Source organism: Providencia vermicola, assembly GCF_020381325.1.
Lineage (GTDB): Bacteria > Pseudomonadota > Gammaproteobacteria > Enterobacterales > Enterobacteriaceae > Providencia > Providencia vermicola.
This window is the reverse complement of sequence record NZ_JAGSPI010000009.1, coordinates 181884-199042: the sequence shown is the minus strand read 5'-3', so window position 1 is coordinate 199042 and position 17159 is coordinate 181884. Positions and strand designations below refer to the sequence as shown.

The 17159-nt window shown below is 41.5% G+C and carries 14 protein-coding genes; 8 read left to right on the top strand and 6 right to left on the bottom strand.

Annotation, left to right across the window (positions count from 1 at the left end):
* Positions 1-136: 136 nt before the first annotated feature.
* The 6 genes from hupB to bolA form a co-directional block, all read right to left on the bottom strand.
* The gene (gene hupB, locus KDJ85_RS14825) at positions 137-412 is read right to left on the bottom strand and encodes a nucleoid-associated protein HU-beta (protein ID WP_206084605.1); all 276 of its coding nucleotides are present in this window, start codon (positions 410-412) and stop codon (positions 137-139) included.
* Positions 413-646: 234 nt separating this feature from the next.
* The gene (gene lon / locus KDJ85_RS14820) at positions 647-3082 is read right to left on the bottom strand and encodes an endopeptidase La (RefSeq protein ID WP_225820317.1); all 2436 of its coding nucleotides are present in this window, start codon (positions 3080-3082) and stop codon (positions 647-649) included.
* A gap of 206 nt (positions 3083-3288) precedes the next feature.
* Positions 3289-4566, bottom strand: coding sequence for an ATP-dependent protease ATP-binding subunit ClpX (gene clpX / locus KDJ85_RS14815; RefSeq protein ID WP_206084603.1), 1278 nt, complete (start codon positions 4564-4566; stop codon positions 3289-3291).
* 118 nt (positions 4567-4684) lie between these two features.
* Positions 4685-5305: an ATP-dependent Clp endopeptidase proteolytic subunit ClpP gene (gene clpP / locus KDJ85_RS14810; RefSeq protein ID WP_206084602.1), complete on the bottom strand. Its 621-nt coding sequence runs from the start codon at positions 5303-5305 to the stop codon at positions 4685-4687.
* A gap of 540 nt (positions 5306-5845) precedes the next feature.
* The gene (tig, locus tag KDJ85_RS14805) at positions 5846-7150 is read right to left on the bottom strand and encodes a trigger factor (RefSeq protein WP_225820316.1); all 1305 of its coding nucleotides are present in this window, start codon (positions 7148-7150) and stop codon (positions 5846-5848) included.
* A 351-nt stretch (positions 7151-7501) separates the two neighbouring features.
* The gene (gene bolA / locus KDJ85_RS14800) at positions 7502-7840 is read right to left on the bottom strand and encodes a transcriptional regulator BolA (protein WP_225820315.1); all 339 of its coding nucleotides are present in this window, start codon (positions 7838-7840) and stop codon (positions 7502-7504) included.
* A 264-nt stretch (positions 7841-8104) separates the two neighbouring features.
* Here bolA and KDJ85_RS14795 point away from each other — a divergent pair, with 264 nt between their 5' ends.
* The 8 genes from KDJ85_RS14795 (at position 8105) to cyoE (ending at position 16567) form a co-directional block, all read left to right on the top strand.
* On the top strand, positions 8105-8686 hold the full coding sequence (locus KDJ85_RS14795; RefSeq protein ID WP_225820314.1) for a YajG family lipoprotein: 582 nt from the start codon (positions 8105-8107) through the stop codon (positions 8684-8686).
* Between the two features lie 121 nt (positions 8687-8807).
* Positions 8808-10310 (top strand): AmpG family muropeptide MFS transporter, encoded by a 1503-nt coding sequence (locus tag KDJ85_RS14790; protein ID WP_225820313.1) that lies wholly within the window; start codon positions 8808-8810, stop codon positions 10308-10310.
* A gap of 276 nt (positions 10311-10586) precedes the next feature.
* Entirely contained in the window at positions 10587-11357 is a 771-nt protein-coding gene (locus KDJ85_RS14785; RefSeq protein WP_206084597.1) for a nucleoside-specific channel-forming Tsx family protein, read from the top strand.
* A 426-nt stretch (positions 11358-11783) separates the two neighbouring features.
* On the top strand, positions 11784-12734 hold the full coding sequence (gene cyoA / locus KDJ85_RS14780) for a cytochrome o ubiquinol oxidase subunit II (protein WP_225820312.1): 951 nt from the start codon (positions 11784-11786) through the stop codon (positions 12732-12734).
* 4 nt (positions 12735-12738) lie between these two features.
* Positions 12739-14730, top strand: a complete 1992-nt coding sequence (gene cyoB, locus KDJ85_RS14775; RefSeq protein ID WP_225820311.1) for a cytochrome o ubiquinol oxidase subunit I — start codon at positions 12739-12741, stop codon at positions 14728-14730.
* On the top strand, positions 14720-15334 hold the full coding sequence (locus KDJ85_RS14770; RefSeq protein WP_206084594.1) for a cytochrome o ubiquinol oxidase subunit III: 615 nt from the start codon (positions 14720-14722) through the stop codon (positions 15332-15334). The genes cyoB and KDJ85_RS14770 overlap by 11 nt, the downstream gene beginning before the upstream one ends.
* Positions 15335-15667 carry a cytochrome o ubiquinol oxidase subunit IV gene (locus KDJ85_RS14765; protein WP_206084593.1) on the top strand — a complete coding sequence of 111 codons (333 nt, stop codon included), beginning with the start codon at positions 15335-15337 and terminating at the stop codon, positions 15665-15667.
* Between the two features lie 12 nt (positions 15668-15679).
* Positions 15680-16567: a heme o synthase gene (gene cyoE / locus KDJ85_RS14760; protein WP_225820310.1), complete on the top strand. Its 888-nt coding sequence runs from the start codon at positions 15680-15682 to the stop codon at positions 16565-16567.
* Positions 16568-17159: the final 592 nt, after the last annotated feature.

Here is a 17159-nt window from a genome sequence, read left to right as displayed (position 1 = left end):
ATAATACGCTAATCTTAACTCAGAAAGAAAAAAAAGCGCACCATTTCCATGGTGCGCTTATATATTAGCTGATTAAAGGCATTCCGTCAGTTTGAGTTTTTGCAAAAATGCAAGAAAGACAAACTAAAATACTTAATTAGCTATTAACAGCGTCTTTAAGACCCTTGCCTGGACGGAAAGCTGGAACTTTCGCCGCAGCGATTTTAATCTCTTTGCCCGTTTGTGGGTTACGGCCTGTACGTGCAGCACGCTCACGAACAGTAAAATTACCAAAGCCAACTAAAGCAACATCGTCTCCTTTACTCAAAGAACTCGTTACAGTAGCAACGAACGCGTCAACAACGCGACCTGCAGCAGCTTTAGAAATATTCGCATCAGAAGCGATTTGATCAATCAGTTGAGCTTTATTCACTCTTATCATCCCCATTATTAGTTGGACTATAAACCATCAAATTAACTATAGCAGCTAGCTTCTATTCGTACAGTTAATTAATGATTTAGCCGTTATATCAATCCTGATTACCAATGGCAAGAGAACAGATTGCATACAAACAATTATCAGAATCATCGCTAAATTAACGATGAAAAAAAAGGCTGACAAGCCCTAAATTAGCTGTCAGCCTTAGTTTTATGCAAACTTCTTGATTCAGCTCACTCTTTTTGCTTTCTTTTTAACAACCTCAGCCCCGAAAGGTGGGTTAACTAAAGCTAAAGAAAGGACTTCTTCAATGGTTTTCACTGGATGAATTTCTAAATCAGCGATCACATTTTGAGGAATTTCTTCTAAGTCACGTTCGTTTTCTTTAGGGATTAATACGGTTTTTATTCCGCCACGGTGTGCAGCTAATAATTTTTCCTTTAACCCACCAATTGGGAAAACTAACCCTCTTAAGGTGATTTCACCCGTCATTGCCACGTCTGCACGAACTGGGTTACCTGTTAAACAAGAAACCAATGCTGTTGACATCGCAATACCTGCACTTGGGCCATCTTTTGGTGTTGCACCTTCAGGTACGTGAACGTGGATGTCGCGTTTTTCATAGAAATCGCTGTTAATACCCAGTTTTTCAGCACGAGCTCTCACCACGGTTAACGCCGTCTGGATTGACTCTTGCATTACTTCACCTAAAGAACCTGTGTAAGTCAACTTGCCTTTACCTGGTACACACGCAGTTTCAATGGTAAGTAAGTCCCCACCCACTTCAGTCCACGCTAAACCAGTCACCTGGCCTACACGGTTTTCAGTATCTGCTTGGCCGTAGTCGAAGCGACGAACACCCAGATAGTCTTTTAAATTATCAGCGTTGATTTCGATGTGTTTGAGTTTTTTATCCATTAATAATGCTTTAACGGCTTTACGACACAATTTCGAAATTTCGCGCTCTAAACCACGCACACCCGCTTCACGCGTGTAGTAACGAATAATGCTCATTAATGCGCTATCATCAATCGTTAATTCGCCTTTTTTCAAGGCATTACGTTCAATTTGTTTCGATAATAAATGTTTTTTAGCAATATTCAGTTTTTCGTCTTCGGTATAACCTGAAAGGCGAATCACTTCCATACGATCCAGCAGTGGCGCAGGGATATTCATCGAGTTTGACGTTGCAACAAACATAACGTCAGACAAGTCGTAATCCACTTCTAAATAGTGGTCGTTAAACGCGATATTTTGTTCTGGATCAAGCACTTCTAATAATGCTGATGCAGGGTCTCCGCGCATGTCTGAAGACATCTTGTCAATCTCATCCAGCAAGAACAGTGGATTTTTCACCCCAACTTTTGCCATTTTCTGGATAAGTTTACCCGGCATTGAACCAATATAAGTACGACGGTGACCGCGGATTTCTGCTTCATCACGTACACCACCTAATGCCATACGGGTGTATTGGCGACCCGTTGCCTTCGCAATAGATTGACCCAGTGAGGTTTTACCAACCCCAGGAGGCCCTACCAAGCAAAGAATTGGCCCTTTAATTTTACTTACACGACTTTGCACTGCAAGATATTCTAGAATACGGTCTTTTACACGCTCAAGGCCGTAATGATCGGTATCTAATACTTCTTGTGCTTTGACTAAGTCTTTTTTGACTTTGCTACGTGTGTGCCATGGTACTTGTACCATCCAGTCGATATAGCTACGGACAACCGTGGCCTCTGCTGACATTGGAGACATCATTTTCAGCTTCTGCAATTCTGCTTCTGCTTTTTCTTGTGCCTCTTTTGGCATTTTCGCTTCTTCGATTTTACGTTTTAGCGATTCATATTCGTCTGGCGCATCATCCATTTCACCCAATTCTTTCTGAATAGCTTTCATTTGCTCATTCAGATAGTACTCGCGCTGGCTTTTTTCCATCTGCTTTTTAACGCGATTACGAATGCGTTTTTCAACTTGCAGTAATTCTGTTTCTGACTCCATCATCGCCATCAGGAACTCAACACGTTCAGCAATATTTGCCATTTCAAGAACGCGTTGCTTATCTGCTAATTTTAGCGGCATGTGGGATGCAATTGTGTCTGCAAGTTTATCAAGCTGGTCTTGCTCTATCGAGTGCAATGCAGTCAGCACTTCTGGTGGAATTTTTTTGTTGAGCTTAATATAGCTTTCAAACTGGCTCACAATGGTGCGATACAGCACTTCATTTTCTTTTTCATCAAGAATTGATGCTTGAGTGCCCGCTGTGGTTTCGTCATAAACGGCACCTTCAGCGTGTTTGTCTTGTTCAGCGGCTAAGTACTCAGCTTGAGCGAGGAAATACTCGCCATTATCAGTCAAGCTAGTAATACGCGCACGTCTTAAGCCTTCAACTAAGACTTTCACTGTGCCGTCTGGCAGTTTTAGCATCTGAATAACGGATGCAACTGTACCAACAGCAAATAAATCGTTCACCCCTGGCTCATCAGTCGAGGCTTCTTTTTGCGCAACCAGCATCACTTGTTTGTCATGATCCATCGCTGCTTCCAGACTGTGAATGGATTTTTCACGTCCAACAAACAGTGGGATCACCATATGTGGGTATACCACTACATCACGCAGAGGCAATACTGGTATTTCAATGCGTTCGGAACGCTCTGGATTCATAAAGCTCTCTCTTCGTTTAGCTCACGCTAGTTTAAGGGTTTCTGTCTCTTGCTTGAAAAATGTTCTCAAAAACAAGGAAACCACACCTCAGAATATAAACTATATGGGGACAAGATTTTAGCATTCAATGGGTAGTTAAACATAAAAAACAAAATGAGGGATATCCCTCATTTCGCTTGATTATTTATTGAACGCTTTCTTTAAGATTAGTTATCACCTGAAGCTTGAGCATCTGGCTTGCTGTAGATCAATAAAGGTTCTGATTGTTCGTTAATGACATTTTCATCAACGACAACTTTTTCGACATCCGTCATAGAAGGAAGGTCATACATGGTATTTAACAGAGCAGCTTCAACAATTGAACGCAAGCCGCGGGCACCCGTTTTACGTGCCATCGCTTTTTTCGCAATCGCTTTTAACGCTTCTTCACGGAACTCAAGTTCAGTTCCCTCAAGGCTAAACAGCGCTTGATACTGTTTAGTTAATGCATTTTTCGGCTCTTGTAAAATTTGAATTAGCGCTTCTTCGCTCAGCTCAGTCAACGTAGCAACCACTGGCAGACGACCAATAAACTCAGGAATTAGACCGAATTTAATTAAATCTTCTGGCTCAGCTTGTGTTAATAATTCACCTTCTGTTGCTTTGTCTGACTCGCCTTTTACTTCTGCCGCGAACCCAATACCTGAACGGGTATTTAAACGCTGACCAATCACTTTATCTAAACCAGCAAATGCGCCACCACAAATAAACAGAATCTTCGAGGTATCTACCTGTAAAAACTCTTGTTGTGGATGCTTACGTCCACCTTGTGGAGGAACAGCGGCAACAGTACCCTCGATAAGTTTCAAAAGAGCTTGCTGCACACCTTCACCCGAAACATCGCGGGTAATGGATGGGTTATCAGATTTACGAGAAATTTTATCAATTTCATCGATATACACGATACCACGCTGCGCTTTTTCGACGTCATAGTCACATTTTTGCAGTAATTTTTGGATGATGTTTTCGACGTCTTCACCCACATAACCTGCTTCGGTTAATGTCGTGGCATCAGCCATAGTAAATGGCACATCCAAATAACGTGCTAAGGTCTCAGCCAGCAGCGTTTTACCACTCCCCGTTGGACCAATTAACAAGATATTACTTTTACCTAATTCAACACCATCACTGGTTTTGTCGCCATTACGCAAGCGCTTGTAATGGTTATAAACCGCAACCGCCAAGACTTTTTTCGCTTTTTCTTGACCGATGACGTAATCATCAAGGTGTTGCCTAATTTCATGTGGCGTAGGCAGTTCACTGCGCTCACGGTGTGGCGCAAGTTCTTTAATTTCTTCACGGATGATATCAAGACATAAGTCTACACATTCATCACAGATATAGACTGACGGACCGGCAATCAGCTTACGTACTTCGTGCTGACTTTTTCCGCAGAAAGAACAGTAAAGCAATTTACCTGTTCCCTCTTTGCGTTTTTCTGTCATCAGTTGACCTCACTTTTATCCATATTGCCTTGTTTTTGTTTGATTAAAACAGGAAACATAGCAACGATTTTCTTAAAATAGTTTATGGTATGAATTAGTTATACCAAAAGTTAACCACTTAGCGGCTACTATAAATTTGGTCGACTAAACCGTACTCTTTCGCTTCATTAGCTGACAAGAAACGGTCACGCTCAGTGTCACGGCTGATTTCTTCAATGGACTTACCTGTGTGGTGAGCCATGAGTTCATTCATACGAGTTTTCACTTTTAAAATTTCTTGCGCATGGATTTCAATATCCGTTGCTTGACCTTGATAGCCACCTAGCGGTTGGTGGATCATCACACGCGAGTTTGGCAAGCAAAAACGCTTACCTTTTGTGCCAGCAGTCAACAAAAATGCGCCCATAGAACACGCTTGTCCCATACAAATAGTACTAACATCTGGCTTAATAAATTGCATGGTATCATAGATAGACATACCTGCCGTAATCACACCACCTGGTGAGTTGATGTACAGTTGGATATCTTTTTCAGGGTTTTCTGCTTCAAGGAATAACATTTGAGCGACGATTAAGTTCGCCATATGGTCTTCCACTTGCCCCGTCAGGAAGATGATACGTTCTTTTAATAGACGTGAATAAATATCATATGAGCGCTCGCCTCGAGAGGTTTGCTCAATGACCATTGGCACAAGAGCCATTTGGGATGCTAATTGTTCCTGACCGCCAAAATGTGACATCGAAATCTCCTATTAAAAACTTTCTGGTGCTTGCGCCTAATTTGCTATCTGCTAACCATCATCTTGAGCAAAGGGAGTGTTGCAAAACAACATGTTTAAAAATACTTTTTTTGCAAACTTTCACGATCCTCTTATTTCTCTATTTTAGCCTATATTGGACTGATTACGGGTGAAATAAGAAGAAATTGCAGTAAACTGTGCTGAAGTCAATAAAACGCTCTTTCAATAAGTCTAACACAAGTTTGTTTGCTTACACGGTATTATCCCATTAGAAAACCATAACTGATTTTCAAAAATGACGAAATAACTCTTTTGGTTGAATTCGCCTCTCTTTTGATATTTGCTCTACAAAATAGTTCAAATCGCAAGCAAAACTGAATACATGCTAGATGAAGTATTAGGGATATAATTAGGGTTTAAATGTAATTTTCAAGGTTACCCTATCTTAATTCACAAAAAAGTTGTTATTCAAAAGCTTTAATTGCAAAAAAACCCGCAGTAAGACACCACGGGTTTTTATTTTGTACAACAAGAAATAAATTAACCAGCTTGAACTTGGTTCATCAGCTCAGTGAAATTAGTTTCTTTTTCAGTAACTTTAGCAACAGCCAGAATAGTTTCAACCGCTTGTTCTTCTAATGCTAAGTTACGAACGCTGTTCATCAGCTCTTCGTTTTTGCTGTAGTATTCGATAACTTCAGCAGGATCTTCGTATGCAGACGCCATTTCTTCGATCAGCGCTTTAACACGATCTTCGTCAGCTTTCAGTTCGTTTTTGTTGATCACTTCGCCTAACAGCAGACCGATAACAACACGGCGTTTTGCTTGTTCTTCGAACAGTTCACGTGGTAATTCCATCGCTTGTTGTTCATTGCCACCAAAACGTTGTGCCGCTTGACGACGCAGAACATCGATTTCACCATCAACCACTGCTGCTGGAACTTCGATGTCGTTTGCTTTGATCAAACCATCAAGAACTTGTGCTTTAACACGGTTACGCACCGCATTTTTCAGCTCACGTTCCATGTTTTTACGAACTTCAGCACGCAGACCGTCTAAAGTGCCATCAGCAATACCGAAACGCTTAATGAATTCTTCTGTGAATTCTGGCAGTTCGCGTTGTTCTACTTTTTTCAGAACGATAGCGAATTTCGCTGCTTTACCTTTCAGGTTTTCAGCGTGGTAATCTTCTGGGAAGTTAACTTCGATATCAAATTCTTCACCTGCTTTGTGGCCAACAACGCCTTCTTCAAAGCCAGGGATCATGCGGCCTTCACCCATAACCAGTGCGAAGTCTTCTGCTTTACCACCTTCGAACTCTTCACCGTCGATAGAACCTGTGAAGTTGATAGTGATGCGTGAATCAGCAACAGCTGCCGCATCAGCTTCTTTCCACTCTGCTTGTTGTTTACGCAGAGTATCTAACATATTTTCCAGGTCTTCGTCTTTGACAGAAACCGCAGGTTTTTCAACTTCGATAGTATCTAAGCCTGTTAATTCGATTTCTGGGTAAACTTCAAACTCAACCGCGTAAACGAAATCTTTACCATCTTCCAGTTGCTCTGGCTTATAGCTAGGCGCACCAGCTGGATTGATTTTGTTTTCGATGATTGCATTGATGAAGTTACGTTGCATAACATCGCCCAGAACGTCTTGCATAACAGACGCACCATAACGTTGTTTAACGATGTTCATTGGTACTTTCCCTTTACGGAAACCATCAACACGTACTTTCTTAGCAACGCTAACCAGCTCGCTATTTACTGCTTTTTCAATATCAGTGGCAGGAACGGTGATTGTTACACGACGCCCAAGGCCTTGAGTCGTTTCAACAGAAACTTGCATCTTCTTACCTCAAAATAAATCTTAGTGATCGGTCTACTCCAGAGTTATGCCATTAAGCAATTAATGGCCTTCTCCCTTCCAGAACCGGGGGCGTTACTTACGTAACGGTCAATCCCTGATATCAGAAGCGTCCCGAAACCTTACTGAAAATTAGACGCAGCATTATACCGATGACAGCGCCCTGAGTCGAGAAAAGCAGATAAAAGAAGCGATTTTTCCTCTTTATTTGTGACTTTTCTGACTAAAATTTTTATTTCTTCACCAAAATTGAAGAAAAAATACCCATCAGACTCCTTTTAGGTTTGATGGATAATGCCAATCGTCCAAGTAAAGGCCAATTGGCTACACAAATTAACGGTTAACGCCACCTACACCACGACAAGCGGGCGATTTTAACGCGGTATCTGCCAATTCATCCCATTCTTTTGGTGTATAGGTATGCAGAGCAAGAGCATGGATGCCCCCCGCTAATTCATCGGCTAAAATAGCATAAATTTCACGGTGACGGCCAAGCATTCGTTTATTTTCAAATTTATCAGTAACTAAGATGACTTTGAAATGACTTTCCGAGCCAGGTAATACATTATGTTGATGGCTTTCATTAATGACATTCAAGTGACTTGGTTCAAAAGCATCTTGTAATTTTTGGCTCACACGAGACTGCATACTTTGTGATGCATTGGCGACCATAAAATACTCCTTAATAGCGACCCGCTCTAGTATTGATAAGTTCAGTAAACTATATTGCACATCTTGATTATTGCTATCTTCTTATTATAGAAATATCCGATAATGACTTGGCAATGTTATGATATCGACACGTTAGTGCGAATTTTTTCAAAAACTGTTGTCTAATAGTTCAGGATAATTTGGCCACTCGACTTTATATCGAGTGGCGGCTACCCGCACCATAACGAAACATTTTCAATTAGGAAAGATGAACTGGAAAAAATTATGTTAAGAAAACTGTGTTTTCCACTTTTTGCGTTGTTTCTACTTGCTGGATGTGCAACAAGCAGCAACACTCTCTCGCTCGAACCCAAAATAGCGTTACCCGCTAAAAATCCAACGCTGAATGCAACCTCAATTAGTGTTAGCAGTGTAGACAACCGTACCAATAAATCATTAGCGGAAGTCAATCGTAATGGTAGCCTAGTGGTGCTTAATCCTTCCCGTGATCCCCGCTATTTGATGCAAGAAGCCGTTGAAAAACAGATGGCTGCTCGAGGCTTTATGGTCACTTCACCCGCCAATGTTAATTTAGTCGTTCAATTGAATAAATTGGATACTAACGTTGCTGAAGGTAGTCTACGTCATAATATTACCGTTAATTCAAGTGTAAGCATCACAGCAACGGCACCAAATGGCTCCACAAAAACGCGTTCATTCACCCGTAATTTTAATACACAAGAATTGTTAGCGGCGAATAATGCAAAAATCGAAGCTGCAATTAATAGTGCATTAGCTGATTTAATTGCTGACATGGCATCCGATCAAGAAATCACCGATTTTATCAGACAAAATTCACGCTATTAAACGAGCGAATACCATCATTTCGTATTAAGCTATCCAAGTTAACATTTGGATAGCTTTGCACGGTCAATGCCTTTGCAGCGCTATAGATTGCAGCAAAATCACCTTAGGCTTAGAGGGAATAATGCCTCGTTTCACACTACCGAATAATATTACTTTAATCCTTTTAGGCTTCGTTTCTGGCTTACCTTTAGCGCTGACTGCAGGAACATTGCAAGCTTGGTTAACGGTTGAAAACGTTGATATCAAAACAATTGGCTTCTTTTCCTTAGTCGGGCAAGCTTATGTTTTGAAGTTTTTATGGTCTCCTATGATGGACCGTTATACACCGCCTTTTTTGGGACGTCGTAGAGGCTGGCTGTTAACCACACAAATTCTTCTTATTATTAGTATTGCCGCCATGGGATTCATGAACCCTTCTGAGCATTTATGGTATCTCGCCGCGTTAGCCGTTACTGTCGCCTTTTGTTCTGCATCCCAAGATATTGTATTTGATGCTTATAAGACTGACCTGCTAAGCGCAGAAGAACGCGGAATTGGTGCTGCAACCTCAGTGATGGGCTATCGAATCAGCATGCTAGTTTCTGGTGGGTTAGCCCTTTGGCTCGCCGATAAATTCCTTACATGGAAACAGCTTTACCTTGTCATGGCAGGGTTAATGGTCATCGGTGTTATTGCAACTTTGCTAGCCAAAGAGCCAGAAGAAAATAGCGTCCCTCCTACCTCGTTAAAAAAAGCCATCTATGAACCTCTAGCAGAATTTTTTAGCCGTAACAACGCATGGCTCGTCTTATTATTATTAGTGTTTTATAAATTGGGCGATGCTTTTGTTATGGCGCTCAATACTAACTTTTTACTCAATGCGCTGGGCTTTAGCCTTAGTGAAGTCGGAACAGTGAATAAAACAGTCGGAATGGCTGCCACTATCATTGGTGCATTATTAGGTGGTTACTTAATGAAAAACATGAGCTTGTTTAAGGCTCTGTTTCTTTTTGGCTTGCTCCAAGGTGGGTCAAACATTGGTTATTGGTTCCTCGCCGTCACCCCGCCTCATATCATGACGATGGGCTCCATTATTTTCCTTGAGAATATTTTTTCAGGGATGGGTACCGCAGCATTTGTTGCACTGCTAATGACGCTGTGTAATAAATCCTTATCTGCAACGCAATTTGCACTCCTCTCTGCCCTTTCTGCGGTAGGGCGGGTATATATTGGCCCAGTCGCTAGTATTTTCGTCAGTAACTATGGCTGGCCACTGTTTTATTTGATCTCCATTGGCGTTGCCGTTCCAGGGATCTTGTTATTGTTAGCCTGTCGCAGTTCTTTGCTATATACCCAAGCTACCGGGCTGTTCCAGCGCCGTGAACTATACGCAAATGGCTATCGTTTCGCTGTTTATGCCCTACTTGCCGCAGTAACTTGCCTTGCATTTTGGCTACTTTCTCTATTGGCATTTTCTTTTAGTGGAATGAAAGTTTACCTATTCACTACGCAAATTGAATTTTGGCTGGCTATCCCCAGCTACCAAAATATTTTGTTCAATACTGGGATTAGCATTGGTGCCATCAGTTTAATTATTGGGGGAAGTTTAGATTTCCTCGCTGTCCGTAAAACTGTCAAACAATAATTCTTTTTTCTCTCACATTTATTTATCTATTTAATTGATTCCCTAAGGCTAACTTATTAGTTTAGGGAATCTGATCATTTGAATAAAATAGTCCTTAATCACAAAACACCTCAAAATCACTTTATGATCGTGATTACGATCACTCATCCAATGAAAAATATTTCTTAATTGCAATTTTAAAGCCTAATATATCACATGTTAGAGACTAGTTAGATAACACGTTAACGAATAGTGCACTACTCAACCCCATTAATTAATTAACGAAAATAATCTATTATGAAAAAACTCCTTTATATTGCCGCCTTAGCTTCTGTGGCAGGTACGGCATATTCTGATGATCTTTTAGGCTATCAAAATGGTTTTGCTGATATCAACATTAACTATTTAGACTGGTCCCACCGTACTGAGACCAAAACGGAGAAAACGACTCGTAAAAAAGATTTTGCCTATGTTGAATTAGAAGGTGGTGCGAATTTTAATTGGGGTGAACTCTATGGTTTCTTTGATGTGGAAAACCCTCTTCATACACAGCATACTGATTCAGGACGTAATAAACGCTACACAATCAAAACAACAGGCCGCTTTTATTTAGGTGATACTGGTTTTAATCTGTACGGTCATGTTTACGGTACATGGTCATTGCCAGGAACAAAATATGGCGGGAATTTCCATGATGTGAATACGTTATATGGTATCGGTTACAACACCGCTTTTGGTGACTTGTGGTTTAAGCCTTTTATCGCCCTAAACTATACTGATCAAACATTCTATTCTGGTAATAACGGTTATACCGCTGGGTGGGTAGCGGGTTATAATTTCAGCGCATTTGAAGAAAACTTCATGATAACCAATTGGCATGAAATGGAATTTGCACGTAATAAACGCTACAACGGAGGGAAGCGAAATGGCATTAATGGCGCCATGGCTTTTTGGTGGAATGCGACACCACATTTAGCTGCAGGTGTGCAATATCGCTATGCTGACAATAAATTAGGCGATACATTTTATCAAGACGCAATCATTTATACATTAAAGTATACGTTCTAATGCGTTATTGAAAATTGTATAGCGATTTATTAATTTTCTTTTTAAATCAAAATAGTGATAATTTTTCTAAACTATTTTGCCGATAAAGCGACTTAAATGGCTTTATCGGCAAGAAAAGACGTACTTTCCCTTACCATATTGCTTATGATTCATATCAGTTTCGTCATTTTTTCACTTCTTTTGTATATATTTTTCTTTGAAAAATTACTAAGATAATTTAGTATTAAAGGGCTTTTATCAATATATACTTATAATCCGTATCAATTTTAACTTTTTCTTTATAAGTTCTTTACATGTGATCATATTAACATAAAGAGCTAACAATTCCGTTTCTTTGCCTTACAATCATTTACACTCGCATAACCTTACCGTAAAATGCCCGCACTGATGAAACGACAATTAGAATCTTGTCATTTGGGGTCGTGGATGAGACTTATGAACTACAAAAAAAGTATCGGAGCAATCTCACTCGTTGTAGCAGCCTTATTATTAGGTGGTTGCGACATGGTGTTGATGGATCCAAAAGGCGCCGTAGGCGTAAAACAAAAAGAGCTAATTCTTATTGCAATTGGCTTAATGCTACTTGTTGTTATTCCTGTTATTTTTATGACGATTATCTTCGCCAGAAAATATCGTGAATCCAACACGTCTGCTACATACCGTCCAAACTGGGCTCACTCAAATAAAATTGAGTTAGTCTGCTGGACTGTTCCTATCATCATTATCATCATTCTGGGTGCTATCACTTGGAAGACGACACATGAGCTGGACCCGTATCAGCCATTAGTGAGTGATCAGGAACCTGTCACAATCGAAGTTATTTCAGCTGACTGGAAATGGATCTTTATCTATCCAGAGCAAGGTATTGCTACAGTTAACGAAATCGCATTCCCTACTGGTGTGCCAGTTAACTTCAAAATCACGTCTGATTCGGTGATGAACTCGTTCTTCATTCCATCTTTAGGTGGCCAAATCTACGCGATGGCAGGTATGCAAACTAAACTTCACTTAATCGCCAATGAACCAGGCACTTATAAAGGCTTCTCTGCAAGCTACAGTGGCCATGGCTTCTCTGATATGAAGTTCAATGCGATTGCAACCCCTGACCGCCAAGGCTTTGATGAGTGGGTACAAAAGGTAAAAGCGTCTCCTAAGACAATGGATACAATGCAGGCATTCGACGAAGTCGCTAAGCCAAGCACAAATGTTCCTGTTACCTACTTCTCTAGCGTGAAACCTAACCTTTATAACGATATCGTTCTGAAGTTTGGTCATGAGCACCATAAAGGTCACGCTCCTGTAGAAACCAAAGAAGAATCTACAGGTCATTCTATGCAAATGAGCCATAATGCTCATGCAGCAGGCGCTGAGGAATAAGGGCATGTTCGGAAAATTAACACTAGATGCAGTTCCGCTCCACGAGCCGATTATCGTTGTCACACTGATTGCTATTGTCCTTGGTGGGCTTGGCTTAGTCGGTGTGATCTCCTATTTCGGTAAATGGAAATGGCTGTGGAAAGAGTGGTTAACCTCGGTTGACCATAAGAAAATTGGTGTCATGTACATCATTGTAGCGATGGTTATGTTGTTCCGTGGTTTTGCGGATGCCATCATGATGCGTGGTCAGCAAGTGCTTGCTTCTGCTGGGCAAGAGGGCTTTTTAAACCCTCATCACTATGACCAAATCTTTACCGCACACGGCGTTATCATGATTTTCTTCATGGCAACTCCATTTGTTGTCGGTTTGATGAACCTCGTTGTACCTCTGCAAATTGGTGCGCGCGACGTTGCCTTCCCATTCCTTAACTCATTGAGCTTCTGGTTCTTTGTCGTTGGTGTTGTCTTAATCAACATCTCTTTAGGGGTAGGTGAATTCGCACAAACAGGTTGGTTAGCTTATCCGCCATTATCAGGCTTGGAGTACAACCCAGGGGTCGGGGTCGATTACTGGCTCTGGAGTCTCCAGATATCGGGTATTGGTACGTTATTAACAGGGGTTAACTTCATCGCCACAATTATCCGTATGCGTACACCGGGTATGTCGATGATGAAAATGCCTGTATTCAGCTGGGCTGCGTTATGTACTAACGTATTGATTGTTGCTGCTTTCCCTATCTTAACCGTCACTCTGACGCTTCTGACGTTAGACCGTTATTTAGGTACCCATTTCTTTACTAACGATATGGGTGGCAACATGATGATGTACATTAACCTGATTTGGGCATGGGGTCACCCTGAGGTGTATATCCTTGTTCTGCCAGTGTTCGGTGTGTTCTCTGAAGTTGCAGCAACCTTCTCGAAAAAACGTTTATTCGGTTATACCTCACTCGTTTGGGCAACAATCGTTATCACCGTTATGTCCTTCATCGTATGGCTGCACCACTTCTTTACGATGGGTTCAGGTGCGAACGTAAACGCCTTCTTCGGTATCGCCACCATGATTATCGCAATCCCAACTGGGGTTAAGATCTTCAACTGGCTGTTTACGATGTACCAAGGTCGCATTGAGTTTAAATCACCAATGCTGTGGACTATTGGTTTCATTATCACCTTCTCTGTGGGTGGTATGACAGGTGTTCTGTTAGCTGTACCAGGTGCAAACTTTGTTCTGCACAACAGTCTATTCCTGATTGCTCACTTCCATAACGTTATCATTGGTGGTGTGGTGTTCGGATGCTTCGCGGGTATGACTTATTGGTTCCCGAAAGCTTACGGCTTTACACTGAATGAAAAATGGGGTGTCCGTGCATTCTGGTTCTGGATCATCGGTTTCTTCTTAGCATTCATGCCGTTATATATTCTGGGCTTTATGGGTATGACCCGTCGTTTAAGCCAGAACATTGACCCGACTTACCACACAATGTTGGTGGTTGCTGCAGGCGGTGCTGCGTTAATCGCTATCGGTATTGCATGTCAAGTTATCCAAATCATTGTGAGTATTCGTGACCGCCATGAAAACCGTGATTTAACGGGAGATCCATGGGGTGGACGTACACTTGAGTGGGCAACTTCTTCACCGCCACCATTCTATAACTTTGCGATTGAACCACACGTTCAAACTCGTGATGCTTGGTGGGATCTGAAAGAAAAAGGTCTTGCTCATAAGAAACCAACTTCATATGAAGAAATTCATATGCCGAAAAATACTGGCGCTGGCGTTATCATCGCAGCATTTAGCTTGATTTTAGGTTTCGCAATGATCTGGCACATCTGGTGGATGGCAATTATTGGTTTCGGTGGAATGATCGTAACTTGGATTGCAAAAAGCTTCGACGAAGATGTTGATTACTACGTACCTGTGGCTGAAATCGAAGAAATCGAGAATAAGCACTTTGAAGAATTACGTAAGGCAGGTGTGAACGATGTCAACTAATACAATGACTAACCAAAATATCGCCCATGCTGAGCATGGGCACCACGATGCAGGTGGCACTAAAGTATTCGGTTTCTGGCTCTATATCATGAGCGACTTGATCCTGTTTGCTTGTTTGTTTGCAACCTATGTTGTTTTGGCCGATGGAACTGCTGGCGGTCCCGCTGGTAAAGATATCTTCAGTCTGAAGTTCGTATTAGGCGAAACCTTCTTACTGTTAGTAAGTAGTATTACTTACGGCTTCGCTATGATTGCGATGCATAAAGGAAAAATCGGTGCAGTTAACTTATGGCTGTTCGCGACATTCCTGTTAGGCCTTGGCTTCGTTATCATGGAAGTCTATGAGTTCCACGAACTGATCGCTGAAGGCTTTGGCCCTGACCGTAGTGGTTTCTTATCTGGCTTCTTTGCACTGGTTGCAACGCACGGTCTGCACGTTTCTGCGGGTCTGATTTGGATTGTTATCATGATGATTCAGGTCACTCGTCGTGGTTTGACTGACGTTAACAAAACACGTTTGAACTGCCTGAGCCTGTTCTGGCACTTCTTAGACGTGGTTTGGATCTGTGTATTTACCGTTGTTTATCTTCTGGGGGCTATTTAAATGAGTCATGCAAAAGATGCTCACACTGGAGCAAGCCACGGTAGCGTTAAGACATACCTGATTGGCTTTATTCTGTCAGTTATCCTAACGGTTATCCCGTTTTGGATGGTGATGGAAGGCACAGCGACGACGTCAACAATCCTTTGGACTGTTGTCGGTATGGCAGTCGTGCAAATCTTCGTTCACTTAGTATGTTTCTTACATATGAATACCTCATCTGATGAGCGTTGGAACTTGGTTGCATTTCTGTTCACCATGCTTATTGTCGGCATCGTTGTTGTCGGCTCGCTGTGGATTATGTACAACCTGAACATCAATATGATGCTCGACTAAAGAGTTGCCGATATGTTTAAGCAATACCTGCAAGTGACCAAACCAGGAATTATATTCGGAAACTTGATTTCTGTGATCGGCGGTTTTCTTTTGGCCTCAAAAGGGTCAATTGATTACCCGCTGTTCGTTGCGACTTTGCTGGGTGTATCACTGGTCGTGGCTTCTGGTTGTGTTTTCAACAACTACATCGACCGTGATATCGACCGTATCATGGAAAGAACTAAGAATCGCCCTTTAGTTAAAGGGCTGATTGACCCGAAAGTTAGCCTGATTTACGCCGCTGCATTAGGTATTGCTGGTATGGTGCTGCTACTCGTAGCAGCCAATGCCTTGGCAATGCTACTTGCAGTCATCGGTTTCATTGTTTATGTAGGCATTTATAGCCTGTATATGAAACGTAAGTCAGTCTATGGCACGCTAATTGGCAGCCTGTCTGGCGCAGCACCACCCGTTATCGGTTACTGCGCTGTCACTAATGAATTTGATACAGGGGCTCTAATCCTGTTATTAATTTTCAGTTTGTGGCAGATGCCTCACTCGTATGCCATTGCCATTTTCCGTTTTAAGGATTACAAAGCCGCGAACATTCCTGTGTTACCGGTGATTAAAGGAATTTCTGTCGCTAAGACACATATTTTCTTGTATATCCTTGCGTTTATGGTTGCAACGTTAATGTTAGCTATCAGCGGATACGCGGGCTATAAGTATTTGGTCGTAGGTGCAGCAGTTAGCTTGTGGTGGCTGGGTATGGCGATTTCGGGTTTCAAAACCGAGAACGACGACCGAGTCTGGGCAAGAAAACTATTCATTTTCTCAATCGTAGCAATTACTGCATTGAGTGTAATGATGTCTGTTGATCCTACTGTTTCAACCGATACTGTTATAGCTCTCGTCAGATAACCTATCTACTCTCTGATGATAACAATGTCTAAACGGCGGGATTTCCCCGCCGTTTTTATTTATCTCTGATGGCTTTTACAACTCACTTTTACGCATTCTGCCTATCCTTATGAATCTATTTTATGGTTAAATAGCCCCTTGCTATTATAAGCTAGATATAAAATGCACTATTAAAAATGGCTAATAAGCTGATATTCCGACATATTTTTAATGTAATCAGACACTATCTAAAGTAGTTTGAATGACTAATATGTGTGACCTAGGTAGCTAAGAGAAGCCAACACCGCTACAGCTCGAAATGTGAATAATTGGATTTAAATAATTTTGCTACAACATGAAACGAATTTATTCAAAATAGTTCGAGTTGTAGCAAGGCGGCAAACGAAGATATCCTAGGGAGCATACATAAGTATGTGACCTAGGTAGCTAAGAGAAGCCAACACCGCTACAGCTCGAAATATGAGTAATTGGATTTAAATAATTTTGCTACAACATGAAACGAATTTATTCAAAATAGTTCGAGTTGTAGCAAGGCGGCAAACGAAGATATCCTAGGGAGCATACATAAGTATGTGACCTAGGTAGCTAAGAG